This is a genomic window from Streptomyces iconiensis (genome assembly GCF_028657195.3).
In the GTDB taxonomy this organism is placed as follows: Bacteria; Actinomycetota; Actinomycetes; order Streptomycetales; family Streptomycetaceae; genus Streptomyces; species Streptomyces iconiensis.
Genome location: NZ_JANCPR020000048.1, coordinates 45,817 through 68,967, shown reverse-complemented (window position 1 = coordinate 68,967; position 23,151 = coordinate 45,817). Strand labels below are relative to the sequence as shown.

Here is a 23,151-nt window from a genome sequence, read left to right as displayed (position 1 = left end):
CCTGCCACACTCGAACTCCCGCCACAGGGAGGTGTTCACGCAATGCCCGCACGCCCAGTGCGTCCCGCACGCGGAAAACGCACCGCGCTACTGGCGAGCGCCCTCGCCGCGCTGCTGACCGGATGCGGCGCCGCATCCGAACGAGAGCGTGACCCCGACGCAAGCGCCGACACCCGTACGGGCACGAGCGCCGACACCCGTACGGGCAAGAGGGCCGACCCCGTCGTCCTCGTGCACGGTCTCGGCGGCAGTCCCGCCGACTGGGACACCTTCCGCGGCTGGTTCGCGCGGGACGGCTACGCGCAGGAGCACACCGTCGCCGTGGACGTGAGTGCCGGGCGGCGCAACGCCGCCAACGCACGCGCCGTCGCGGAAGCCGTCACCCGGCTCAAGGAGGAAACGGGCGCAGGCAAGGTCGACCTCGTCGCCTTCTCCATGGGCAACCTCTCGGCCCGGCACTACCTCACACACCTCGGCGGCACCGCGCACGTGAGGGAGTTCGCGGGGATCGCGGGGCCCAACAGGGGCATGGACACGCCCCTCACGGAAGGATGCGGGCCCGCCGCCGCCACGGACGCGTGTGAGATGGCGCGTGACGCGCCCTTCCTGCGTGCGCTCAACTCCGGCGACCCGACCCCGGGACCCGTCCGGTACGCGACATGGCGCTCCGAGGCCGACGAGATCGTGCCGGCGGCCTCCACGCCCCTCGAAGGCGCCGCCAACCACCGTGTGCCCGGCGCGCTCGGACACGTCGAGCTGATCGGTGACGAGTCCGTGTACCGCGCCGTACACGCGTTCCTGAACGAGCGCGGGTAGGCGAACCGGCGGAACTGAGCCGGTTGGGCCGGCCGAACCGGCGGAGCACGCGGAATCGGTCGAACTGAGCCGGTTGCAGCGGCGGAGCTCGCCGGGCCCGTCCGGCGGATCGATCACACATCCCCATCCGGGCCGCACGGCGGCACAGGCACGGGGCATGGTGGGGGGACCACACGAAAGGGGTCTCCATGTCCGACCGTTCCCTCGCCGTGCTCGGCGAGTGCGTGGCCGACACGTTCGTCACCGAGACGCGCACGTCAGCGCTCTCGCTCGACACCCACGCGGGCGGCGGCCCCGCCAACACGGCCGTCGCGCTGGCCAGGTTGGGCACACCCACCCGCTTCCTCGGCCGCCTGTCGCACGACGTGTTCGGCCGTCTGTTCCGCGGGCACCTGGCGCAGTCGGGCGTGGACCTGACACGGGCGGTGGCGGCGGCTGAACCGAGCACACTCGCGGTGGCGAGCCTGGACGACGAGGGCCGCGCCGACTACTCCTTCCACGCAGCGGGCACGGCCGACTGGCAGTGGACCGAGGCGGAGTTGAAGGCGGCGACGGCCGAACCGATGGCCTGCCTGCACACGGGTTCCCTTGCGCTCGTACAGCAGCCGGGCGCCGCGGCCGTCGAGCGGCTTCTCGACGAGGTGAGCCCGCGTACGACGATCTCCCTCGACCCGAACGTGCGCCCCCTGCTGGTCGATCCGGCCGTGTACCGGGAGGCGCTGCCCCGCTGGTGCGCAGCGACGGACGTGCTGCGGCTGTCGGACGACGACCTCGCCCATCTGCGCCCCGGCGCCTCGCCGGAAGAGGCGGCGGACATCTTCCACGGCGACGGGGCCCGGCTGGTCGTCGTCACGCTGGGCGGCGACGGCGTCTTCGCCTCGCTGGACGGCCTACGGATGAGCGTGGACGCCCCGCGCACCCGCGTCGTCGACACGGTCGGCGCAGGTGATTCGTTCATGGCCGGCTTCCTGCACGCACTGCACGCGGCCGGCGCACTCGGGGGCCGCCTGGACGGACTGACGCCGGAACAGGTCACGCACGCCCTCGCGTTCGGCACCCGGGTGGCGGCGGCCGTCGTCTCCGTACGCGGCGCGAACCCGCCGTGGGCCGCTGACCTCCCGGAGGAGGGAGCGGAAGCGGAAGCGGATTAAGAGTCGCGGCGGGAGCCCCAGCGGGGCCGGACCGAACACGAGCGCCGGCCCCAGTCGCAGACGCTAGCGCCCGGTCGCAGACGCCGGCGCAGCCGTTGGGCCCTGGCGCAGCCGTTGCGGCCCGGTGCCGTGCCGGCCCAGTTCGTCGCGCGGGTTGGCCATGGCGCACCGGTCGATGGAGAGGCATCCGCAGCCGACGCAGTCCGTGAACTGGTCGCGGAGTTGCTGAAGCGCCGTGATGCGCTCATCGAGTTCGGCCCGCCAACTGTCGGCGAGCAGCGCCCAGTCCTTACGGTTCGGCACCCGGTCCTCGGGCAGGTACGCGAGTGCTTCGCGGATCGTGGCGAGCGGGATGCCGACGCGCTGGCCGACCCGGATCAGGGCGATGCGGCGCAGGGCGTCGCGGGGATAGCGCCGCTGGTTGCCGCCGTTCCGCGTGCTAGTGATCAGCCCTTCGGCCTCGTAGAAGCGCAGCGCGGTCACGGCCGTGCCGCTGCGGGCGGCGAGCTGGCCGATGCTGAACTCCTTGTCCCGCCAAGAGGCAGCACGTGGCACGGGAGGACCCTCCTACAAGGCGATGACCTGGATCGACTTGACCTCTACCTTACTGGAGCTTTTAGCGTCCTGAACGCGACCTCGAAACCGGACGCCAGCGAAACCGGGCGGCGAGGGAGCCGCACAGCGGCGAAACCACGCGGTGGCGCAGCCGCGCGGCGACGAGGCGGCGGCGACGAGACGAAGTGAGGGCGGGCATGAGCAAGGCAGCGGGAATCCTGGCGCCGGGCGGGCCGGAGGCGTTGAAGCTGATCGACGTGGCGGAGCCACAGGCGGGGGCCGGGCAGGTCAGGGTCCGGGTGCGGGCAGCGGGCGTGCAGCCGTTCGACATCGCCGTGGTGCAGGGGTTCGTCCTGCCCGGAACGGGCCCCGGGTTCCCGAGGATTCCGGGCAACGAGTTCGCCGGTGTCATCGACCAGATCGGGGACGGGGCGACCGGCTTCGCGCTCGGCGACGAGGTGCTCGGCTTCGGCATGCTGAACGGCTGTGCGGAGTACGTCGTGGCCGGCGCGGACCAGGTCACCGCCAAGCCCGCCGGTATGCCGTGGGAGGTGGCGGGCGGATTCAGCGCGGGGGCACAGACCGCGCACATCGCGCTGACCGAGGTCGGAGCCGCTCAGTGAGCCGGACCGAGAGCGCGTCCCCGGCCGGGAACGTGTCCTCGACGGTGACCGTGGACATCTGGGCCGACATCGCCTGCCCCTGGTGCTATCTGGGCAAGCGCCGGTGGGACCGTGCCCTCGCCGCGTCGCCGCTCGCCGACACGACCCGGGTCCGTTGGCGCGCGTTCGAGCTGCGGCCCGGACACTCCCGTACCCCCGGGCGCACGCTGGAAGAGATCATGCGGACCGACTGGGGCCTGCCCTCGGCCCAGGTCGCCTCGATCTTCGCGCGGATCACCGACGAGGGGTACGCGGAAGGACTCGCCCTGCGCACCGGCGAGGTGCGCCCGGTGAACACCTTCGACGCCCATCGCCTCCTCAAGCTCGCCGCCACCCACGGGCTCACCGACCCGATGCTGGAACAGCTCTTCGACGCGTATCACGTCGCGCTGGCCAACATCGCCGACCGAGCTGTCCTCACCGAACGGGCCGTCACGGCCGGGCTCGACCGTGCGGAGACCGAAGACCTGTGGCGCGGCGACGCGTACGCGGACGCGGTACGCGCCGACAGGGCTCTCGCCACGGAAGCCGGGGTGACCGCCGTACCCGCCTACCGCGTCGGCCCCCACGCCACCGCCTCCGGCGCACTGACCACGGACGAACTCCGCGCGCTCCTCTCCGGGGAGCGGCCCTCACCCTCCGGGGAGCGGCCCTCGTAAGCCCCCGCCCCTTGGCCCCGCAGCGCACGCGCGGCCCCGGCCGCTCCTGCCCCGTCTGCCCCGTCTGCCCCGTCTGCCCCGTTCAGAGCGTGCGGCCGGCCAGCAGTGGCAGTACGTGGTCGCGTACGGCGGGGGCCAGGGTGAAGGGCGGGGCTTCGGTGCCGTCGGTCCAGTGCAGGGCTGCGATCTCGGCGGCGGGTGCGGGCTCGCCGTCGAGGGTGGCGGTGAAGACGGTCATCCGCATCGGTACGCCCTCCAGCGCCGCTGTCGCGTGTACCTCCGTGAGCGGGGCGACGTCCAGCGGCCTCACGCCGAGTTCCTCGCGCACCTCGCGGGTCATGGCCTCACGCGCGTTCTCGCCGGGCTCCGGTTTGCCGCCCGGCAGGTAGAAGAAGTCCGGAGCCGCCTTCTTGCTGACGACCAGCAAGCGTCCCTCGCGCAGCACGGCGACGGCGGCGACCACCAGTTCCTCGTGCTTCCGCGGGGTCTGATCCGTCTGCGGGGCCATGCGCTGATCATCCATGCGGCGATTGTTCCAGCGCTGGCCAGGGGTCGGTGGCCGGGGGACGGGGGTCGAGTACGGGGGATCTGGGGCCCTGGGCGTGAGACGGGAAGGCTAGCTCACTAGATTGCTAGCATGTTAGCCTCGCTCCGTGAGTGACGAAGAGGTCAAGCAGTTCAACGTGTACTTGCCCCTGGGGCTGATCAAGCAGGTCAAGTACCACGCCATCGAGTCGGGCCTGTCCCTGTCGGCGGTGACGGCGAACGCCCTGCGCGCCTACCTCGACGACACCCAGGGGCAGCGACAGCAACCGTCTGATGAGGAGTCCTGAAATGGCGACCGAAGGTATCGAGGCCGTGTTCCTGACGACCCACAACTGGGGCAAGGCGGCGAAGTTCTTCCAGACGCTGGGCTTCGAGTTGGAGTTCGCGACCGACCACAGCTCCGGCCAGCTGCGCAAGGGCGACGGGCCCTTCGTGTTCATCGCCGAGGTCCCCGAGGACCAGGAGACGGACACGCGGATCGTGCTGAACGTGGCCGACGAGAAGCCGTTCGGCGCCGATTCCGGCGTCGAGGTGGTCACGCCGTTCGAGGACACCCATTACGGGACCAGGGAGATGACCGTCCGCGACCCCGACGGCCGGCTGTGGAGCCTCCAGGCACCGCCCGCCAAGAGCTGATCGGCGAGAGCTGACCACCAAGAGTCGAACGGCGAGAGCCGACCGGCAAGAGCTGACCACCGAACGGCCGGCCAGGAGCCGGCCGTTCGGAACCGACCGTAGGGAGAGGGACGACGTGGCGGACGAACAGAGCGGGGTGCCCGACAGCACCGCGGTGCGGGTCGCACTCTGGCGGGCGATGCACGTACAGGTCGACCCGCCGCCGCACGTGCTCGAAGACGACATCGGCCTGCGGCTGGCGGCCCCCGGCGAGGGGTGGAGGGAGCGCCCCGACATGGATCCGCGCGGCACGAGCGGGTTCCGGGCGGCCATCGTGGCCCGCGCACGCTTCATCGAGGACCTGGTCGCCGAGCAGATCGGCCAGGGCGTCACCCAGTACGTCGTCCTGGGTGCGGGACTGGACACCTTCGTCCAGCGCAGGCCGGAATTCGCCTCCCGCGTACGGGTCTTCGAGATCGACCAGCCCGAGACCCAGGCGTGGAAGCGGCGGCGCCTGACCGACCTTGGCTACGGGGTTCCCGACTGGCTGCGCCTGGTGCCGGTCGACTTCGAGGCCGGCGGGGACTGGTGGGAGCAGCTGTCCGAGGCGGGGTTCGACCCCCGGCTGCCTGCGGTCGTCGTGTGCACCGGCGTCACGATGTACCTCACCAAAGAGGCAACCGGGGCGACCCTGCGCCGCCTCGCCGGGCTCGCGCCCGGCTCGACGCTCGCCATGACGTTCATGCTGCCGACCGAACTCGTCGACGCCGCCGACCGCCCCGCTTTTGAGGCGACCAAGCCACGGGCGCAGGCGTCAGGAACGCCGTTCATCAGCTTCTACGCCCCGCACGAGATTCTGGCGCTGGCCCGCGAGTCCGGTTTCAAGGACGCCCAGCACGTCGCGGGAACCACGCTGGCCGCACGCTACTTCGCAGGCCGGAGCGACGGCCTGCGCCCGTCGAGCGGAGAGGACCTGGTGGTGGCCACCACCTGAAGCGCCGCCCCCTCCGGCTCGCTCAGGGGCAGCGGACGACCTGGCCGGCCCAGGACATGCCGCCGCCGAAGCTGAAGAGCAGGACGGGGCCGCCGGAAGGCAGTTCGCCGCGTTCGGTCATCTTGGACAGCGCGAGCGGGACCGAGGCGGCCGAGGTGTTGCCGGAGTCCACGATGTCGCGGCCGATCACCACGTGGTCGGGGAGGCCGAGCGGGCGGACGACGGCCTCGATGATGCGCAGGTTGGCCTGGTGGGTGACGACGCCCGCGAGGTCGGAGGGCGCGAGCCCGGCCCGTTCACAGGTCTCGCGCAGCATGCCGGGCAGCTCGGCCGTCGCCCAGCGGAAGACGGCCTGGCCCTCCTGCGCGAAGCGGGGCTGCCACGCGTCGAGGAGGCGTACGGCCTGCCCCCTGGTCGGGTCGGAGCCCCATACGACGGGGCCGATCGCCTCGGTACCGGGGGTGAGGGCTGCCGGGTCGGTTGTCGCGCTGACGACGGCGGCCCCCGCGCCGTCACCGAGGAGGACGCAGGTGCTGCGGTCGCTCCAGTCGGTGACGTCGGACATCTTTTCGGCGCCGATGACGAGCGCGTGCCGCGCCGCGCCCGCGGCGACGCTGTGGGAGGCGGACGCGAGTGCCGTACAGAAGCCGGCGCAGCCGTTGTTGAGGTCGAAGGCCACGGCCGAGGGGATGCCGAGCCGCCCCGCGACCTGCGCCGCGTTGCTCGGGCAGCGGTCCATGGCCGAGCAGGTGGCGACGACGACCATCCCGATGTCGGACGGCGTGAGCCCGGAGGCGGCGAGCGCCTTGCCCGCCGCGGCCGTTGCCATGTCGGCGACGGACTCCTCGTCGGCGAGATGCCGTGTCACGATGCCGGTGCGCTGCCGTATCCAGGTGTCGTTGGTTTCGACGATCTCCGCCAGGTCGTCGTTGGTCAGGACGCGGTCCGGCTGGTAATGACCCAGCGCGGCGATACGGGTTCCCGGCATGGTGCGGCTCTCCTCGGCTGCGGCGGTGATCGCGGTGATCGCGGTGATCGCGGTGATCGTGGTGATCGCGGTTGCCGGGGAATATAGCAACCGACCGATCGGAAGTTAAATGCACGGGTGCCCGATATCATGGCCGCCATGAGCCCACGCAAGTCCGTCGCCGAGGCCCGCAGAACCCGGGAGCGGATCATCGAGCGCAGCGTCGCGATCGGCTCCGTCGAGGGGCTGGAGGGCCTGACCATCGGGCGTCTCGCCTCCGACCTGGGCATGAGCAAAGCGGGCGTGCTCGGCCACTTCGGTACCAAGCAGGCGCTCCAGCTCGCCGCGCTCTACGGCGCCTCGGGCCTCTTCTCGCGGCTCGTGTGGGAGCCGGTCGCGGAGCTGCCGCCGGGGCTGACGCGGCTGCGCGCGTTCTGCGAGGCGTGGATCGTGTACCTCCACGAGGAGCGGACGGCGTTCCCCGGCGGATGCCTCTTCGTCACCGCCTCCATGGAGTTCGACGCGCGGGGCGGCCCCGTGCACGACACCGTGGCCCGCTTCCTGCTGCGGGCGCGGCGCATCCTCGTCAACGACCTCCGTATCGCCGTCGACGCGGGCGAGCTGCCTCCCGGCACCGAGCCCGAACAGGTCGCGTTCGAGATGCACGGGCTCTATCTGGGCCTCAACCAGGAACTCCAGCTCTTCGCCGACGCCACGGCCCCCGCCCGCACCCGCCGGGCCCTCGACCGCCTGCTCGGCACGGCGTCCCGCACCGGGAACTGAGCCCGGAGCTTCGCGCCGGGCCCTCCCGCCGGGCCCGGCACTGTCCATTGCCGGGTGCTGCCCGTTGCCTGGCGCTGTCCGTTGCCTGGCGCTGTCCGCGGGGGTGCCGTGCGAGGGGCGCGCTTGGACGGTCGGCGGTCCGAACGGCCCCTGCCCAGCCGGGAGTTGGCCGCCGCCGCGTCACCGCGTACGGGGACGTAAGCGGACGAACGGGCACGCTCAGGGCCGGTGATCCGGGGCGCTCAGCCGCTCTCGGCCGGTGCGGGAGGGGCTAGTAGTGTCGTCCCCCGCAGCCGACAGGGGGGTTCACGCACATGAAAGCGGCGGGCGGGGAAGTCCCGCGCCATATAGGGCCGTACACGGTCATCGCCTGCCTCGACGACGAGCACGGCGCCCTCTACGGGCCGCCGCCACCCGTGCCCGAGAGGCGCTTCTTCGCCCGTGGCTCCGACGGCGACACCGTTCTGGTCTGCGTTCCGCACCCCGGCGTCGACCCCGGGCGCTTCGCGGCGGAGGCCGGGATGTCGCGCTACCTCCTCGGCACCTGGACGGCGCCCGCGACCTGGCTCGCGCCACCCGGCGAGGCACCTTGGCACGCACGTGCCTACGAGCCCGCGCTGCCGCTGCCCATGGCCCTCGCCGTGCTCGGCGGTCCGCTCTCCGAGCCGACCGTGCGGGTGCTCGGCGCCGCGCTCGCCGACACCCTCTCCGTCGTGCACGGACAGGGCCTCGCCCACGCGGGGATCTCCCCGGCGTCCGTACTGCTGACGGCCGAAGGGCCGCGCCTCACATGTTTCGGCGCCGTACGTGCCGCCGGGCCCGACGGGGAGCCGCGGTACGGGCTGCCGGGGCTGGAGACCGGCAGCCTCGCGCCGGAACAGGCGGCGGGCGGCCACCCTCGCCAGCCGGGGGACATCCACGCGCTCGGCGCGACCCTCGCCTACGCGGCCACGGGGCACACCGTTCCCGAACGCGGCGAGATACCGCCCGTACTGCGCGACGTCCTCACGGCCTGCCTCGCCCGCGACCCCGCCGCACGCCCCGGAACGGCCCGGCTGCTGGAAGCGTTCGGCTCCGCCGCACCGGACATGCCCGGGACGCCGGGCCTCTCCGCCGCGCCGGGTGCCTCCACCGCGCCGGGCACACCCGAGGTGCCCGGCCCCGGCTGGCTGCCCGGTCGTCTGGTCGCGGCGCTCGCACGCCAGTCCGCCGTCCTGCTCGCCGCCGACATCCCCGTGCCGGACACCGTGCCCTCGCCGCCCTCGCCAGCCCCACCGGTCCCACCGCCCTCGCCAGCTCCGTCGGTCCCGCCGCCCTCGTCGGTTCCGCCGGGCACGGCGGCCCCTTCCCACGATTGACGCGCATGCTCACCTCTCTCCTCCACGACGACCCGCAGGGGTTCGGTGCGTACCGGCTACTGGCCCGGATGGGCAGCGGTGGCATGGGCACCGTCTACCTGGCCCGCTCGCGCGGGGGCCGTACGGTCGCGCTCAAGACGATGCACGCGCGGATCGCCGCCGACCCGGACTTCCGTACCCGCTTCCGGCTGGAGGTCGACGCGGCCCGCGTCATCGGGGGCCAGTACGGGGCGCAGGTGGTGGACGCCGATGTGGCGGCCCCCACCCCCTGGTTCGCCGCCGAGTACGTGCTCGGGCCGCCGCTCGGTGCCGCCGTCGAACTGGCGGGTCCCCTGCCGGAGGTGACGGTGCGCGCCGTGGGCGCCGGCCTCTGTGGAGCGCTCGGCCAGCTGCACCGTTCGGACGTGGTGCACCGCGACCTGAAGCCGTCCAACATCATGGTCACAGCGCACGGTCCGAAGGTCATCGACTTCGGCATCGCACGTGCCCTCGGGGACGACCGTCTGACCCGCGCGGGCGCAGCCGCCGGCACCCCGGCCTTCATGTCGCCGGAACAGGCGTCGGGCCAGGAGCACACGCCCGAGGGCGACGTGTTCGCGCTCGCCGGCGTCCTGGTGTTCGCCGCGACGGGGAGGGGCCCGTTCGGTGACGGGCAGCCCGCCGATCTCCTGTACCGCGTGCGGTACGCGGAACCCGACCTGACCGGCGTACCCCACGCCCTCGTCCCCGTGCTGGCCCGCTGCCTCGACAAGGACCTGTCCGCACGGCCGACCACGCAGGAGCTGATGCTCCAACTGCACGACGGGGCAGGGGAGTTCGTCGACCACCTGCCGCGCGCGCTGCTCGCGGAGATCGGCCGCTGCGCCGGCGGGGTGTGGCAGGCCCCGCCTCCACGGCTCCCCGCGCCACCCCGCGCCGACAGCGAACCGGAACCGGAGGCGGCGCACCCAGCGCACCCCGCACGCGGGCTCAGCCGCAGGCGCCTGCTGGCGATCGGTGGCGGCTCCGCGCTCGCCGTCGCCGGGGGAGCGGGTGCGTGGGCGTACAGCGCGGCGCGCGACGAGCCGGCGCCGTACAAGAAGCCGCCACCCGGCCCCAGCGTCAGCGCCTCGGGCGGGAAGCACGACTGGCGGTGGCAGTCGCAGATCGTGAAGGGTTACGGCGACAAGTCGCCCGCCCACCCCTTCCGCGCCGGCGGCCTCGTCGTCATCCGCTCGGGAGTCGGCTTCCAGGGCATCGGGATCCGGGACGGCAAGGCGCGTTGGTCGACGGAGGACTTCGAGTCCGACCAGGACGTCGCCTCGGACGGAGACCGCCTCTACCGGCTGGTGGACCTGGACGCGGAGAAGGACAGGGGCCCGAAGGCCATGCGGTTCCCCCTGACCATCGCGCCCGTCGACCTCCACGACGGCTCGCGCAAGAAGGCGCTGGCCCAACTCGGCACGTTCAACGGCGTCCTGCCCTTCAACCAGCTCGTGTGCGCGGCGAACGGTGTCCTCTACCTGGTCGCCGGCCAGGGGGAGAAGTCGCGTGAGCGGTTCGAGCGCGGTGACACCTGGTCCCTCCTCGCGGTCGAAGCGAAGACCGGCAAGAAGCGCTGGACCAGCCCGCTGCCTGCCCGCACCGGAGGCGAGCGGCTCTACGTGCTCGCCGCGCAGGTCGCCGGGGACAGGCTGGTGCTCTTCCAGCAGACGGCCGACGGGAAGGTCAGCATCGTCGCGCACGACACCGGCAGCGGAAGGGCGCTCTGGAACAAGCCGTTCCCCGGCCCGGCCCCTGACCCCGTGGACGTCATGGGGCGGATGCGGACGGACGGCGACCACCTCTACGTCGGCGGCAGCGCCCTGCGTGCCCTGCGGCTCAGCGACGGCAAGGAGGCGTGGAGCACGGCCCCGAAGCGCGCCGGCGGCGTCTTCGGTCCCCCGTCGGCCGCCGTCGACGGCGCCGTGTACGCCGTGGAGAAGGGCCAGGGGCTGTGCGCCGTCGATGCCGGTGACGGAAAGCGGAAGTGGCGGGAGAAGGGCGCGGGCGAGGGCGAAGCGGCGAAGGCCGCCGTTGCCGACCCGCCCGTGATCGCCAAGGAACACGCGTACGTACGCGGCCCCTCCGGCCTCCGCGCCGTCGCGCTGTCCTCCCGTAAGACCGTGCGCACGTACAAGACCACGGGTGACAGGTTCGTCGCCGACGAGGAGAGCGGGGTGATCATCGGCGTGGGCGACCGCTTCGTCGCCGCCTTCGACCTCCTGTGAACCGGCGTGTACGGGTGCGTGGTCACCGTCCGTACGGTGCCGCCCCGTACGGTGCCGCCCCGTCCATCCGGCCCGCACGCAACGGTCCGGGGCAGCCCGTATCCGCCCGTGTCCGCCCTGTACGGGCCGCGCTGACGGCTCCGGCCCCCGACCCCCGCCATCTCCCCGACCTCCTCCGCACTCACGACCCTCGCACCCACGCGCCCCCGCCCACGGCCCTCAGCCCCGGACCCCCGCCCAGCGAGCCCTATCCCAACGACCCTCCGGACAGTCGAACCCCATGAACCCACTCAGCACCGGCGACCCCCTCCGTCTCGGTCCCTACCGTCTGCTCGGCGTGCTCGGCGAGGGCGGTATGGGCAAGGTGTACATCGGTCAGGACAGTGCGGGCGGTGTCGCGGCGATCAAGGTGCTGCGGCCCGAACTCGCCCACGAGGAGCACCTCGTACAGCGCTTCTTCCGTGAGGCGCACGCGGCGCAGGCCGTGGTCAGCAAGGGCGTGGCGCGGGTGCTCGCGGCGCGTACGGACGACGCGCGGCCGTGGATGGCCACGGAGTTCCTGGCGGGGCCCACCCTCGACGAGGCCGTCGACCAGCACGGTGCCCTCGGTGAGCCGGCGGTGCGCGCCCTCGCGGCGTCCCTCGCGCGCACCCTGGCCGATGTGCACGCCGCCGGCCTGATCCACCGCGACCTCAAGCCCTCCAACATCGTGCTGACCTCGTCGGGTCCCCGCGTCATCGACTTCGGCATCGCCCGCCCCCAGCACGGGCTCACCCTCACCACCACGGGGCAGATCCCCGTGACGCCCGGCTACGGGGCGCCCGAGCAGGTGCTGGGCCACCGGGTTTCGGCGGCGGCTGACCTGTTCTCGCTCGGGGCCGTGCTGGTGTACGCGGCCAGCGGCCAACGCGCGTTCGACGCCTCACATGTGGCAGCCCTGCAGTACGAGGTCGTGCACGGTGAGCCCCGGCTGGACGGGGTTCCCGAGGCGCTGCGCCCGCTCATCGAGCCCTGCCTCGCCAAGGACCCCGCTTTCCGGCCGCCGCCCGACCGGATCGTGCGGGCCTTCGCCCCGCCGCGCGGCGCCGACAGGGCCTGGCGGCGTGGCCCCGTGGCCGACGAGATCGGGGCGCGCGAGCGCAGCGTGCACCAGCTCACCGCCGATACGGTCACGCCGGGCGCCGAGCCCGCAGGTCGCTTCTCGCGGCGCCGTCTGCTCACCGTGCTCGGCGCCGGCGGTGCCGTACTCGCGGCCGGGGGCGGTACGGCCGCCGTGCTGCTCAGCTCGGCCGACGACACGTCCTTCGACATACCCCCGGCCAGGAAGACCCCGAAGGCGCGGGTGCTCTCCGCCGACGCGGGCGACTACATCGTCGGCGAGGACCCGAAGGCGATCTGGGGCCCCTTCGACGTGCTGGGCACCAACGCGCCCTCTCCCGTGCCCGTACGGGACGTGCTCGCGATCGGCAACGGCTCCGACGCGCTGGAGGCCCGAAACGTCGTTGACGGCAAGCGCCGCTGGACCGCCGGGAACACCGACACCCGGCGCGGCATCCTCTCGCTCTCCGACCGGCTGCTCGCGAGCGCGGACGCCGACGGCACGCTGCGCACGTTCGTCGCCTCCACGGGGGAGCCCAAGTGGACGGCGGGCGTGGCGGCCTGGGTGCTGCTGGCCGCTGACGACAAGACGGTGTACCTCGTCACCGAGGACGGCGAACTACGTGCCGTCAACTCCGCCGACGCCCAGGTGCGCTGGACCGCGAAGATCCCCGCGCGCCACCGGCAGAAGATCGAGGGTCCCGGAGCGGTCGGCGGGGGACGGCTGTTCGTGTCCACCAAGGACGGCGGCGTCCTCACCTTCCGTACCGCCGACGGACGGCTCGCGTGGAGCCTTGAGGACCTGTGGGACAAGCCCGTCACGCCCACCGTCCACGGCGACACCGTCTATGTGAACGGCCGGGTGCTCAGCGCGCACTCCGTACGCGACGGCGAGCAGCGCTGGAAACAGGCGTCGAGGGACCTCCTGGACAACGACCCGGAGGCGTGGGGTCCGCCCACCGTCCACGGCAGCAGTCTGTATGCCACCCACGGGACCACCTTCCGGCGCATGAAGCGCGCCGACGGCTCCAAGGTCTGGGACGCGAGGGGCAGCAGCAGCACCGGCGTGCGGCTGGCAGTGCAGGGCAACGGCGTGTGGGGCATTGACACCGAACTGGAGAACGAGCTGTCCGTAGGCGACATCGCCGAGGGCAAGACCGTGTGGGACCCGCAGCTCCACGGCGGCGGCGAGGTCGGGCTCGTCGCCGCCGGGAACCGTGTCTTCGTCCGCACGGGAGGGAACATCCGGGCCATGCCGGTGTTCTGAGCCGGTGTGCTGACCCTGTGCCCTGTGCCCTGCGGGCGTGCTGAGCTGGTGTGCCGAGCGGCCACGCCGGGGCCGGAGGACCGGTCTTGGCGGGCGTCGCGAGCCCGGCTCGGTCCACACCGGCGGCCCTACGCCACCGGCAGCGCACGTTCGACGATGGTGCCGAGGTCCAGGCCGCTGGGCAGGGTGCCGAAGGCCGCGCCCCAGTCGCCGCCGAGGCGGGAAGCGCAGAACGCGTCCGCGACCTCGGGGGGCGCGTGGCGCACCAGGAGGGAGCCCTGGAGGACGAGCGCCATCCGCTCCACGAGGCGCCGGGCGCGGCTCTCGATGCCGTCCAGGTCGGACAGTTGCGTGAGCATGTCCTTGACGGCGGCGTCGAGCCGGAAGTCGGCGCCGCGTGCGCGCCCCAGCTCGGTGAGGAACGCGTTGAGCGCGTCCGGCGACTTCTGGAGCGCGCGCAGCACATCGAGCGCCTGGACGTTCCCCGACCCCTCCCAGATGGAGTTGAGCGGTGACTCGCGCAGCAGGCGCGGCATGCCGGACTCCTCGACGTAACCGTTGCCGCCGAGGCATTCGAGGGCCTCACCCGCGAGGGGCACGCACCGCTTGGTGACCCAGTACTTCGCCGTGGGCACGGCCAGGCGCAGCAGCGCGCGGTCGTGCTCGGCCCCGGCGCCGTCGCCCGCCGCACTGTCGTACGCGGTGGCGAGCCGCAGCGCGAGTGCCGTCGCGGCCTCGGACTCGACGGCCATGTCGGCCAGGACGTTGCGCATGAGCGGCTGGTCGATCAGCTCCTTGCCGAACACGGCACGGTGCGCCGCGTGGTGGGTCGCCTGCGCGACGGCCTGCCGCATCAGCGCCGCTGACCCTGTGACGCAGTCCAGACGGGTCGCGGCGACCATCTCGATGATGGTCGCGACCCCGCGCCCCTCCTCGCCGACGCGGCGTGCCCAGGTGGTGCCGTCGAACTCGACCTCGCTGGAGGCGTTGGAACGGTTGCCCAGCTTGTCCTTGAGGCGCTGGATGCGGAACGTGTTGCGCGTACCGTCCGGCAGGACGCGCGGCACCAGGAAACAGGTCAGCCTGTCGTTCTCTCCGCCGGAGGGCACCTGCGCCAGCACGAGGAAGACATCCGACATCGGCGCGGAACAGAACCACTTGTGGCCCGTCAGTGCGTACTCGCCCTCGCCCGCCAGCGGCACGGCCGTCGTCGTGTTGGCGCGTACGTCGCTGCCGCCCTGCTTCTCCGTCATGCCCATACCCGCGAGGGCGCCCGCCTTCGCCGCCGCCGGCCTGTCGAGCCCGTAGTCGTACGTACGCGAGCCGAGCAGCGGCTCCCACTCGGCCGCGAGCTGCGGCTCCTTGCGCAGCGCGGGCACGGCGGCGTGCGTCATCGACAGCGGGCAGCCGTGCCCCGCCTCGACCTGGGTCCACACGTAGAACGCAGCCGAACGCCGCAGCTGCCCGTCGGGCCTGGACCAGGGGTCGGTGAGCCCGGCTGCGACGCCGCGTTCCATGAGGCGGTGCCAGGCGGGGTGGAAGTCGACCTCGTCGATCCTGTGCCCGTAACGATCGTGTGTGCGCAGTACGGGCGGGCACTCGTTGGCCTGTGTGCCCCACTCCTGCGCCTCGGCGGAACCCGCGGCGCTGCCCAGCTCGGACAGTTCGGAGCGCGCCTCCTCCGCGCGCTCCGGCGCGATGTGCAGGGCGACACCTTCGACGAGCGCGGGGTCGGCGGAGAAGACGTCGTAGTCGGCCAGGGGCGAAGCCTGGTTGGTCACGGTGTGTGTCGAGGCTGGCATGCCAGATACGTTAAAGACGTGCGTGCAGCCGAGGAAACCCCTGAGCAGACCCCCGATCGGGCCCCGAGATGGGCACCCAGGCGCTCCCGCGGACAACTCCGCAAGGCCCGGGTCATGTATCGCGACGTGCCCAAGCGCAGGATGGCGTGGCTGCTGCTCAAGGACACGGTCAACTCCTGCATGGAGTACCGGGTGCTCGGTCTGGCCGCCGAGGCCGCCTTCTTCACCCTGATCTCCATCCCTCCGCTGCTGCTCGGGCTGATCGGTCTGCTGGGCTATCTGGACTGGATCGGCCAGGAGACCATCGACTCCATCCGCACGAACTTCCTCGACGCGTCCTCCGCCGTGCTGTCCAGCAAGGGCGTCGACCAGCTCGCGCGGCCCCTCATCGACGACGTGATCAAGGGCGGCGGCCCCGACGTCATTTCGCTCGGCTTCGCGCTGGCGCTCTGGTCGGGGTCACGTGCCGTGAACGTCTTCATCGACACCATCACCGTGATGTACGGGCTGGACGGGCGCCGCGGCATCGTCAAGACGCGGCTGCTGGCCTTCGGCCTGTATCTGGTGGCGCTGGTCATCGGCGCCGTCGCGCTGCCGTTGATGGTGGCGGGCCCCGACGCGGTGCTGCGGCTCGTGCCGCAGGCCCAGTGGGTCGTCGGCGTCTTCTACTGGCCCGTCGTGCTGCTGCTGTCCATCGCCTTCCTCACCACGCTCTACCACGTGTCGGTGCCGGTGCGTTCGCCGTGGCGCGAGGACGTTCCCGGTGCGCTGGTCGCGCTGGTGATCTGGGTCTTCGGCAGCTTCCTGCTGCGCCTCTACCTGACGAACACCGTCGAGGGGCCCACGATCTACGGCTCGTTGGCCGCACCCGTGGCCGTGCTGCTGTGGATCGGCGTCTCCGCCTTCGCCGTGCTGGTCGGCGCGGCCGTGAACGCCGCCATCGACCACGTGTGGCCGTCCGTGGCCACGGCGGCGGCCCGCCGCGCCAACGAGCGCAGGCGCGAGGAGGCGGCGGCCGAGGTCGTCGCCGCCGTCGCGGCGCGCAAGGCCCGGGGAGCCGGCGCGGAGGCTGAGCACGACGACGAGGACGAGGACGACGAGGATGACGACGACTTCGGGGACGACACGGGGGCCGAGGACGCCCCCGCCGAATTCCCGGAGCGCTGGACGAAGTTCCTGCCTCCGTCGGACGTACGCGGGCGCCTCCTCCCACGCGACCGCAACGGCGACACCCGCCACGGCAACCAGGGCCTCTGACAGGTCAGGTCAGATCAGATCAGGTCAGGGCCCGGCCGGTGCCGGCGCCCGGTCGGAGTCACGGTGAGGGCCATGGTGGGGGCCCTGGTGGGGGACACGGCGTGAGTCACGGCGAAAGCGTGCCGGCGGCAGGGATCTGGTGCGGCTGAACGCGCGGTTGAAGGCGTAGACCGAGGTGTAGCCGACGGACCGGGCGATGCTCTCCACCTTGGTGTCGGTGTCCCGCAGCTGACGTGCCGCGAGGTCCATGCGCCACCGCGTCAGGTAGGCGCCGGGCGACTGTCCCGCCGCCTCCCGGAAGCGGCGGGTGAGGGTGGAGCGGGAGACCGCGAGTGCCTGCGCGAGCGCCTCGGTGCTCCAGGGCCTGTCGGGCTCGCGGTGCATGCGGTTCATCGCGTCGGCGACGAGCGGATCGGTGAGGGCGCCGAGCCAGGAGCCCCTGATGAGGTCGGGGTGCGTGCGCAGCCAGCAGCGCAGGAGCTGGACGAGGACGACGTCGACGAGCCGGTCGAGCACGACGGAGGTGGCGAGCTGCGGGTCGGCCGTCTCCTGGGTGAGCAGCCGCACGGTGCCGTCGAGCGCGGTGTGGGCCTCGCTGCCGCGGATGTGCACGACGGGCGGGAGCAGCGTGAAGACGTGCAGCGACACCACGCGATCGTGCTGGTAGGAGGCGCCCAGCAGGTGCGTGTGGGGCTCGCCCGTGCCGACCTTCATGGCGGCTCCGGTCTCCCGCAGCTCATCGGTGAGCGCGACATCGCAGGCTTTCGGTGTGCGGTGGGGGTCGCCGGCTATGTGGTGCGCGGCGCCCGTGGGGAGCAGGACGACATCGCCAGGCAGCAGTTCGATGGGTTCGGCGCCGCCCTCGGGGCTCGCCGGTGTGAGCCAGGCGCTGCCCGAAGCGACGGCGTAGAGCACCGCGTCCGCGTTCTGCGCCCACCGCACGCCCCAGTCCCGGCTGCCGTCGATCCGGACTGCCACGGTTCCGCGTACCCCCGCGACGGCGAGGGCATCAGCCAGTACGTCCATGCCGGAAAGCGTACGGCCGGCCTCTTCGCGGCGGCCATGGCGGTGACACAGAGGGACAAGGGACTGGAGCGAACGAGCATCGAAACAGGCGCGGTGCTCTCCATAAGGTGAAAACAGAGCGTGAGACCGGGCTCTGTTTCTCCCGTGTTTCTCCCGTCGTTTCCTCTGTTCTCTTTCGATCGCTCCAAGGAGCCACCATGCCGCTCACCGAGACCGGATACACCGCACTGCGCGTCACCCGCACCGGCGCCGTCGCCACCGTGACGCTGGACAACCCGCCGGTCAACACCATCGACAAGGCGCTCGTGACGGACCTGATCCAGGTGGTCCGCAGCGCCAAGGACGACCACGAACTGCGCGTGCTCGTCGTGGAGTCGGCGAACCCGGAGTTCTTCTCGGCCCACGCCGACCTCACGTGGATGTTCGAGCCCGAGGAGCTGGTGGCGCTCGCCGACGACGAGGGCGACCCGAACCTCAATCCCCTTCAGCAGCTGCACGAACGCTTCCGCGCCCTGCCGCAGATCACCATCGCCAAGCTGCGGGGCCGGCTCAGGGCAGGGGGCGCCGAGCTGGCCATGGCCGCCGACATGCGCTTCGCCGCACGCGGTGAGACCTGGCTGGCGCAGCCGGAGACCCGGATGGGCATCTTCCCCGGCGGCGGCGGTACCCAGTACCTGACCCGGCTCGTCGGACGCGCCCGCGCGCTGGAGGTCGTCCTCGGCGCCGAACTGTTCGACACCGACCTGGCAGAGCGGTACGGCTGGATCAACCGTGCCGTCGCTCCGGACGCGCTCGACACCTTCGTGGACGCGCTCGCGCGGCGGATCGGCGCGCTGCCGACCGGTGTTGCCGAAGCGGCCAAGCAGGCCATCGACGCGGCCGAGGCGAGCGGCCCGGTCCCTGACCTGACCGAGGAGGCCCAGGCGCACGCGAAGGTCTATCCCGCGCCGCGGCCCGTCGTCGACCGTATGGCCCGTGCCGTGGAGGCCGGTGCCCAGACCCGCGACGGTGAACTCGCGCTGGAGGAACTGCTCGACGGGCTCGACAAGTAGCGCGGTCTCAGCCCGCCCGCCCCCCGCCCACGGGTCCGCGGTGCTGGTGCTCAGGGCGCGGCGAGTGCCTGGTGGCCTGGTTCACCTGACGGTGTCAGGTGAACCAGGCGCCCGTTAGAGAAAACTGGCACTGCTCAAACTCCTTTCACCTCGCTAACGTCGTCAGCGGCGACGGGGAACGCGACAGCGCGTTCCGGGACCGGTTCGCCTTGTCCTCGGCATGGGCAGCACGTGCGCACGGTGCCATGCCCCTCATGCCGGTCCGACCCCCGTCAGGTCTTTTCCGCCGTATGACACCCGAAGGAGAAAGTGCGTGTTTGAACGCATAGCCGAACTGGCGATACGCCGGTCCCGGCTGGTACTCGTCGTCGCCGCCGTGGTCGTGGCTCTCATGGGGGCGGTGGGCGCAGGAGCGTTCGGCAAGCTGGTGGACGGGGGCTACTCCGACCCGGGTTCCGAGTCCAGCAAAGCCGAGACAGCCATCGACGACAAGTTCGGCGGGGAGACCAACCTGGTGCTGCTGGTCAGCGCGGGAGAAGGCCGCGCCGACACTCCCGGGGCCGAGCGGGCGGGCCGGGCACTGACAGCCGATCTCAAGAAGGAGAAGCACCTTGAGAACGTGATGTCGTACTGGGACACGGGCAACCCCGGCCTCCGCTCCAAGGACGGTGGCGAAGCCATGGTCGCCGCCCATGTGAAGGGCGGTGACAGCGCGTCGAGGGACAACGCCAAGGAGATCCTCGACAAGTACACCGGTAAGCGCGAGGGCGGGCTCGACATCAGGGCGACCGGGAGCACCGTCGTCGGCCAGGAGTTGGGAACACAGTCGGGCGTTGACCTCGTCGTGGCCGAGGCGATCGCCATCCCCCTGACGCTTCTGCTGCTCCTGTTCGTCTTCGGCAGCGCCGTAGCGGCCCTGCTGCCGCTGGCCATCGCCGTCATCGCGATCGCGGGTTCGCTCGCCGAACTCTCGCTGCTCGGCGGTGTCACCAGCATCTCCATCACCGCGACCAACCTGACCACAGCCCTCGGCCTCGGGCTGGCGATCGACTACGCGCTGCTGATGGTCAGCCGGTTCCGGGAGCAGCTCGATGCGGGCGCCGAGGTGCCCGACGCCGTCCGGCACACGGTGGCGACCGCGGGCCGCACGGTCGCGTTCTCGGCCGCCACGGTGGCCATCGCGCTCGCGGCGCTCGCGGTGTTCCCGATGTACTTCCTCCGCTCGTTCGCCTACGCGGGGGTCGGGGTCGTCGTCATCGCGTCCGTCGGCACCCTGTTCGTGATGCCGGCGCTGCTCAACGCCCTGGGGCACCGGGTCAACAGCGGACGGATGCCGTGGGCGAAGCGGAAGCGCGCCGCCGCGTCCGCCGCCCGGAAGCCGCTGTGGGGGCGGCTGGCCGGTACCGTCATGCGGCGCCCCGCGCTCACCGCGCTGCCGGTGCTCGCGGTACTGCTGGTGGCCGCGAGCCCGCTGCTGGGCATCAACTTCGGTACGGCGGACGAGCGGGTGCTGCCGGAGGACGCCGAGAGCCGCCAGGTCTCGGAGCTGCTGCGGACGAACTTCGACGGCGACGACAACTCCGCCATCCACGTCGTCTTCAGCCAGTCCGTTGGCACCTCCCCGCTGGACGCGTACGCCAAGGGGCTGTCCGGGCTCAAGGGCGTCGTCCGCGTCGAGTCCTCCACGGGAACCTACGTCGAGGGCACCTCGAAGCCCGCAGGCCCCGCCGGTGCGGCGCTCGCACGCCCGGACGCCCAGCGGGTCAACGTGGTCAGCTCGCTGACGCCGAAGTCGGAGGAGGCCGAGAGCCTGGTCAAGGCAGTGCGGGCGGCCGAACCCCCCGCCGGGACGGCCCCGTTGGTCGGCGGGACGGACGCAGACCTGGTGGACTCCAAGGACTCCATCAGCAGCAACCTCCCGCTCGCCGCGACCCTGGTGGCGCTCACCACCTTCATCCTCCTCTTCCTGTTCACGGGCAGCGTCGTGCATCCGCTGCGCGCGCTCGTCCTCAACGGGATCAGCCTTTCGGCGGCCCTCGGCGTCGTGACGTGGATGTTCCAGGACGGCCACCTCGCCGGCGTGTTCGGCTTCACGCCACAGCCGATGGACACCTCGATGACCGTGCTGATGTTCTGCATCGCCTTCGGTCTCTCGATGGACTACGAGGTGTTCGTCACCAGCCGGATCAAGGAGCTGCACGACCAGGGTGAGAGCACCGGACGCGCCGTGGTCAACGGCCTCGGGCACACGGGAGGCATCATCACCGCTGCGGCTGCCGTGCTGTCGGTGAGCTTCTTCGCCTTCGGGACCGCCAAGATCAGCTTCATGATGATGTTCGGCCTGGGCACCGGGCTGGCCATCCTCCTGGACGCCGTCGCCGTACGCGGCATCCTGCTGCCCGCCGCCATGCGCCTCCTCGGCCGTTCGGCCTGGTACGCGCCCCCGTTCCTGCGCAAGTTCCACGCACGGTTCGGGCTCAGCGAAGGCGGCCCGGCGCCGGCGCCCTCACCCTCTGCGGAACCGGCGGCCGGGACCTCGCAGGAGAAGGACTCAGCCGGGGTCTGAGCCTGTCGCGAGTCCTGTCGTGGGCTCCTGTTGCGGAGCCCCGTAGCCCCGCCGTGGAACCCGTATCGGGGCCCGTCGCGAGACCGCGTCCCCTACCGTGCCCGCCTCCGCCGCCGCGGAGGCGGGCACGGTGTTTGCGCGTGGGCGGCGGGGGTGTGCCGGGGGGCGATGAGGCGCGGGTCCTCGGCGCTGTGCGCAAAAAGGGGTGGTCCGCCCTGGCGGGGGCGGCTACGCTCGGCACGTTCGCGCAGTGGGCGCTCGTCGCCGCTGTGTTTGTGCGAGAGACCCCAGGGGGTGTGACCGATGGCTGTCGTGGTGAAGGGCGCTGCCCGCATCCGGAAGTTCCTCACGTCCACCTCCGTGGCCGCCGGCTGAACCTGCTTACTCTTCCTTCCGCGCCCAAGCGCGCGCAGTCGGGGCCACCCATGTGAAGGGTCACCCCTTGTCTTCCTCTTCGTCTTCCTCTTCTTCTTTCCTGGGGCAGTCTCCGTCCGCGCTGCCCGCGCCGGACTCTCCCGGCTCGCCACTCTCACCGGCCTCTCCAGCCGCTTCGGCCTCTCGGAGCCCGCTGGTTCCGTACGGCTGGGACGCGGACTGGGACGCGGTGTTCGCGCCGTACGCCGAGCAGGGGCTCCTGCCCGGCCGTGTCGTACGTGTCGACCGTGGGCAGTGCGACGTGCTCACCCCCGGCGGATTGGTCCGCGCCGACACCGAGTTCGTGGTTCCCAGTGATCCGATGAGCGTCGTGTGCACGGGGGACTGGACAGCCGTCGATACCGGGGACCGTGATCCCCGGTATGTGCGGGCGCTGCTGCCCCGCCGTAACGCCTTCGTCCGCTCGACCTCCTCGAAGCGTTCCGAGGGCCAGGTGCTGGCCACCAACATCGACCATGTCGTCATCTGTGTGTCGCTCGCCGACGAGTTGGACCTCGGCCGCATCGAGCGGTTTCTCGCCCTCGCCATGTCCTGCTCCAGCGGTGACGCGCTGCTGCGGGAGCAGGCGCACGGGGAGAGCATCGCCGTGCAGCCGGTGCTGGTGCTCACCAAGGCCGACCTCGTACCCGACGAGGCGACCCTCGCGCATCTGCGCACCGACGCCGAGACCGTGGCGCCCGGCGTCCAGGTGCTGCCCGTCAGCGCCGAGACGGGGGAGGGGCTCGACATCCTCGCCGCCGTGGTCGCCGGCGGTACGACGGCGCTGCTCGGGCAGTCGGGAGCCGGCAAGTCCACCCTGGCCAACGCGCTGTTGGGGGAGGAGAGCCAGGCCGTACAGGTCACCCGGGACAGGGACGGCAAGGGGCGGCACACCACCACCACACGCAACCTGCTGCCGCTGCCCGCCTCAGCCGGAGGCGGCGTCCTCATCGACACACCGGGGCTGCGCGGCGTCGGCCTGTGGGACGCGCAGGACGGTCTCGGGCAGGCGTTCTCCGAGATCGAGGAACTGGCCCGCGACTGCCGCTTCCAGGACTGCGCCCACGACAGCGAACCGGGCTGCGCCGTCACGGCCGCCGTCGCGGACGGCACCCTCCCCGAACGGCGGCTCGACAGCTACCGCAAGCTCCTGCGCGAGAACACCCGCCTCGCGGCCCGCACCGACGCGCGCCTCCGCGCCGAGCAGCGCCACATGTTCAAGCAACGGCAGGCGCTCGGCCGCCACATGATGGAACGCAAACGCGGCCCCCACCGCCGCGCCTGAGCAGCCCCGCGCCGGAACCGCCGCCGTCG

At 72.1% G+C, this 23,151-nt stretch carries 20 protein-coding genes; 15 read left to right on the top strand and 5 right to left on the bottom strand.

The window, feature by feature from the left end:
* Window positions 1–42: 42 nt before the first annotated feature.
* Together NMN56_RS34480 and NMN56_RS34475 are read left to right on the top strand one after the other, a co-directional pair.
* Window positions 43–816, top strand: a complete 774-nt coding sequence (locus NMN56_RS34480) for an esterase/lipase family protein (RefSeq protein WP_274047364.1) — start codon at window positions 43–45, stop codon at window positions 814–816.
* 188 nt (window positions 817–1,004) lie between these two features.
* Entirely contained in the window at window positions 1,005–1,967 is a 963-nt protein-coding gene (locus NMN56_RS34475) for a carbohydrate kinase family protein (protein ID WP_274047366.1), read from the top strand.
* 63 nt (window positions 1,968–2,030) lie between these two features.
* On the opposite strand, the gene soxR is transcribed toward NMN56_RS34475, so the two are convergent.
* On the bottom strand, window positions 2,031–2,522 hold the full coding sequence (soxR, locus tag NMN56_RS34470) for a redox-sensitive transcriptional activator SoxR (RefSeq protein ID WP_274047368.1): 492 nt from the start codon (window positions 2,520–2,522) through the stop codon (window positions 2,031–2,033).
* Window positions 2,523–2,719: 197 nt separating this feature from the next.
* Between soxR and NMN56_RS34465 the strand changes: the two genes are divergently transcribed.
* Together NMN56_RS34465 and NMN56_RS34460 are read left to right on the top strand one after the other, a co-directional pair.
* Complete coding sequence (locus NMN56_RS34465) at window positions 2,720–3,145, top strand: quinone oxidoreductase family protein (RefSeq protein WP_274047370.1); 426 nt, start codon at window positions 2,720–2,722, stop codon at window positions 3,143–3,145.
* A complete protein-coding gene (locus tag NMN56_RS34460; protein WP_274047372.1) occupies window positions 3,142–3,843 on the top strand; it encodes a DsbA family oxidoreductase in 702 nt (233 codons plus the stop codon). The genes NMN56_RS34465 and NMN56_RS34460 overlap by 4 nt, the downstream gene beginning before the upstream one ends.
* 82 nt (window positions 3,844–3,925) lie before the next feature.
* Here NMN56_RS34460 and NMN56_RS34455 read toward each other — a convergent pair whose 3' ends face one another.
* Window positions 3,926–4,366 (bottom strand): NUDIX hydrolase, encoded by a 441-nt coding sequence (locus NMN56_RS34455; protein WP_274047373.1) that lies wholly within the window; start codon window positions 4,364–4,366, stop codon window positions 3,926–3,928.
* Between the two features lie 130 nt (window positions 4,367–4,496).
* On the opposite strand from NMN56_RS34455, the gene NMN56_RS34450 reads away from it, so the two are divergent.
* From NMN56_RS34450 to NMN56_RS34440, 3 genes are all read left to right on the top strand, one after another.
* The gene (locus NMN56_RS34450; protein ID WP_274047374.1) at window positions 4,497–4,676 is read left to right on the top strand and encodes a CopG family transcriptional regulator; all 180 of its coding nucleotides are present in this window, start codon (window positions 4,497–4,499) and stop codon (window positions 4,674–4,676) included.
* Window position 4,677: 1 nt separating this feature from the next.
* Window positions 4,678–5,025, top strand: coding sequence for a VOC family protein (locus tag NMN56_RS34445; protein WP_274047375.1), 348 nt, complete (start codon window positions 4,678–4,680; stop codon window positions 5,023–5,025).
* 115 nt (window positions 5,026–5,140) lie between these two features.
* Window positions 5,141–5,998, top strand: a complete 858-nt coding sequence (locus tag NMN56_RS34440) for a class I SAM-dependent methyltransferase (protein ID WP_274047376.1) — start codon at window positions 5,141–5,143, stop codon at window positions 5,996–5,998.
* A 22-nt stretch (window positions 5,999–6,020) separates the two neighbouring features.
* Here the strand turns inward: NMN56_RS34440 and NMN56_RS34435 are convergent, their stop codons facing one another.
* Complete coding sequence (locus NMN56_RS34435; RefSeq protein ID WP_274047408.1) at window positions 6,021–6,986, bottom strand: beta-ketoacyl-ACP synthase III; 966 nt, start codon at window positions 6,984–6,986, stop codon at window positions 6,021–6,023.
* A gap of 138 nt (window positions 6,987–7,124) precedes the next feature.
* Here NMN56_RS34435 and NMN56_RS34430 point away from each other — a divergent pair, with 138 nt between their 5' ends.
* The 4 genes from NMN56_RS34430 (at window position 7,125) to NMN56_RS34415 (ending at window position 13,720) form a co-directional block, all read left to right on the top strand.
* Window positions 7,125–7,748: a TetR/AcrR family transcriptional regulator gene (locus tag NMN56_RS34430; protein WP_274047377.1), complete on the top strand. Its 624-nt coding sequence runs from the start codon at window positions 7,125–7,127 to the stop codon at window positions 7,746–7,748.
* A gap of 314 nt (window positions 7,749–8,062) precedes the next feature.
* Window positions 8,063–9,106, top strand: coding sequence for a serine/threonine-protein kinase (locus NMN56_RS34425; protein ID WP_274047378.1), 1,044 nt, complete (start codon window positions 8,063–8,065; stop codon window positions 9,104–9,106).
* 5 nt (window positions 9,107–9,111) lie between these two features.
* Window positions 9,112–11,355, top strand: a complete 2,244-nt coding sequence (locus tag NMN56_RS34420; RefSeq protein WP_274047379.1) for a protein kinase domain-containing protein — start codon at window positions 9,112–9,114, stop codon at window positions 11,353–11,355.
* Between the two features lie 280 nt (window positions 11,356–11,635).
* Window positions 11,636–13,720, top strand: a complete 2,085-nt coding sequence (locus NMN56_RS34415) for a protein kinase domain-containing protein (RefSeq protein ID WP_274047380.1) — start codon at window positions 11,636–11,638, stop codon at window positions 13,718–13,720.
* Window positions 13,721–13,848: 128 nt separating this feature from the next.
* On the opposite strand, the gene NMN56_RS34410 is transcribed toward NMN56_RS34415, so the two are convergent.
* On the bottom strand, window positions 13,849–15,522 hold the full coding sequence (locus NMN56_RS34410; protein WP_274047381.1) for an acyl-CoA dehydrogenase family protein: 1,674 nt from the start codon (window positions 15,520–15,522) through the stop codon (window positions 13,849–13,851).
* A 114-nt stretch (window positions 15,523–15,636) separates the two neighbouring features.
* Between NMN56_RS34410 and NMN56_RS34405 the strand changes: the two genes are divergently transcribed.
* Window positions 15,637–16,779 carry a YihY/virulence factor BrkB family protein gene (locus NMN56_RS34405; protein ID WP_274047382.1) on the top strand — a complete coding sequence of 381 codons (1,143 nt, stop codon included), beginning with the start codon at window positions 15,637–15,639 and terminating at the stop codon, window positions 16,777–16,779.
* 24 nt (window positions 16,780–16,803) lie between these two features.
* Here the strand turns inward: NMN56_RS34405 and NMN56_RS34400 are convergent, their stop codons facing one another.
* Window positions 16,804–17,805 (bottom strand): AraC family transcriptional regulator, encoded by a 1,002-nt coding sequence (locus NMN56_RS34400; RefSeq protein WP_274047383.1) that lies wholly within the window; start codon window positions 17,803–17,805, stop codon window positions 16,804–16,806.
* A gap of 197 nt (window positions 17,806–18,002) precedes the next feature.
* On the opposite strand from NMN56_RS34400, the gene NMN56_RS34395 reads away from it, so the two are divergent.
* The 3 genes from NMN56_RS34395 to rsgA all read left to right on the top strand — a co-directional run bounded on the left by NMN56_RS34395 (window position 18,003) and on the right by rsgA (window position 23,122).
* Window positions 18,003–18,857: an enoyl-CoA hydratase/isomerase family protein gene (locus tag NMN56_RS34395; RefSeq protein ID WP_274047384.1), complete on the top strand. Its 855-nt coding sequence runs from the start codon at window positions 18,003–18,005 to the stop codon at window positions 18,855–18,857.
* A gap of 313 nt (window positions 18,858–19,170) precedes the next feature.
* Window positions 19,171–21,423: an MMPL family transporter gene (locus tag NMN56_RS34390; RefSeq protein ID WP_274047385.1), complete on the top strand. Its 2,253-nt coding sequence runs from the start codon at window positions 19,171–19,173 to the stop codon at window positions 21,421–21,423.
* Between the two features lie 496 nt (window positions 21,424–21,919).
* Window positions 21,920–23,122: a ribosome small subunit-dependent GTPase A gene (rsgA, locus tag NMN56_RS34385; protein ID WP_430542787.1), complete on the top strand. Its 1,203-nt coding sequence runs from the start codon at window positions 21,920–21,922 to the stop codon at window positions 23,120–23,122.
* Window positions 23,123–23,151 lie beyond the last annotated feature (29 nt).

What these genes read in the sequence shown, in the direction of transcription:
- NMN56_RS34480 (WP_274047364.1), top strand. Translation starts at nt 43, where the DNA reads ATGCCCGCACGCCCAGTGCGTCCCGCACGCGGAAAACGCACCGCGCTA.
- NMN56_RS34475 (WP_274047366.1), top strand. Translation starts at nt 1,005, where the DNA reads ATGTCCGACCGTTCCCTCGCCGTGCTCGGCGAGTGCGTGGCCGACACG.
- NMN56_RS34465 (WP_274047370.1), top strand. Translation starts at nt 2,720, where the DNA reads ATGAGCAAGGCAGCGGGAATCCTGGCGCCGGGCGGGCCGGAGGCGTTG.
- NMN56_RS34455 (WP_274047373.1), bottom strand. Translation starts at nt 4,366, where the DNA reads ATGGATGATCAGCGCATGGCCCCGCAGACGGATCAGACCCCGCGGAAG.
- NMN56_RS34445 (WP_274047375.1), top strand. Translation starts at nt 4,678, where the DNA reads ATGGCGACCGAAGGTATCGAGGCCGTGTTCCTGACGACCCACAACTGG.
- NMN56_RS34435 (WP_274047408.1), bottom strand. Translation starts at nt 6,986, where the DNA reads ATGCCGGGAACCCGTATCGCCGCGCTGGGTCATTACCAGCCGGACCGC.
- NMN56_RS34430 (WP_274047377.1), top strand. Translation starts at nt 7,125, where the DNA reads ATGAGCCCACGCAAGTCCGTCGCCGAGGCCCGCAGAACCCGGGAGCGG.
- NMN56_RS34425 (WP_274047378.1), top strand. Translation starts at nt 8,063, where the DNA reads ATGAAAGCGGCGGGCGGGGAAGTCCCGCGCCATATAGGGCCGTACACG.
- NMN56_RS34420 (WP_274047379.1), top strand. Translation starts at nt 9,112, where the DNA reads ATGCTCACCTCTCTCCTCCACGACGACCCGCAGGGGTTCGGTGCGTAC.
- NMN56_RS34415 (WP_274047380.1), top strand. Translation starts at nt 11,636, where the DNA reads ATGAACCCACTCAGCACCGGCGACCCCCTCCGTCTCGGTCCCTACCGT.
- NMN56_RS34410 (WP_274047381.1), bottom strand. Translation starts at nt 15,522, where the DNA reads ATGCCAGCCTCGACACACACCGTGACCAACCAGGCTTCGCCCCTGGCC.
- NMN56_RS34405 (WP_274047382.1), top strand. Translation starts at nt 15,637, where the DNA reads ATGTATCGCGACGTGCCCAAGCGCAGGATGGCGTGGCTGCTGCTCAAG.
- NMN56_RS34400 (WP_274047383.1), bottom strand. Translation starts at nt 17,805, where the DNA reads ATGGACGTACTGGCTGATGCCCTCGCCGTCGCGGGGGTACGCGGAACC.
- NMN56_RS34395 (WP_274047384.1), top strand. Translation starts at nt 18,003, where the DNA reads ATGCCGCTCACCGAGACCGGATACACCGCACTGCGCGTCACCCGCACC.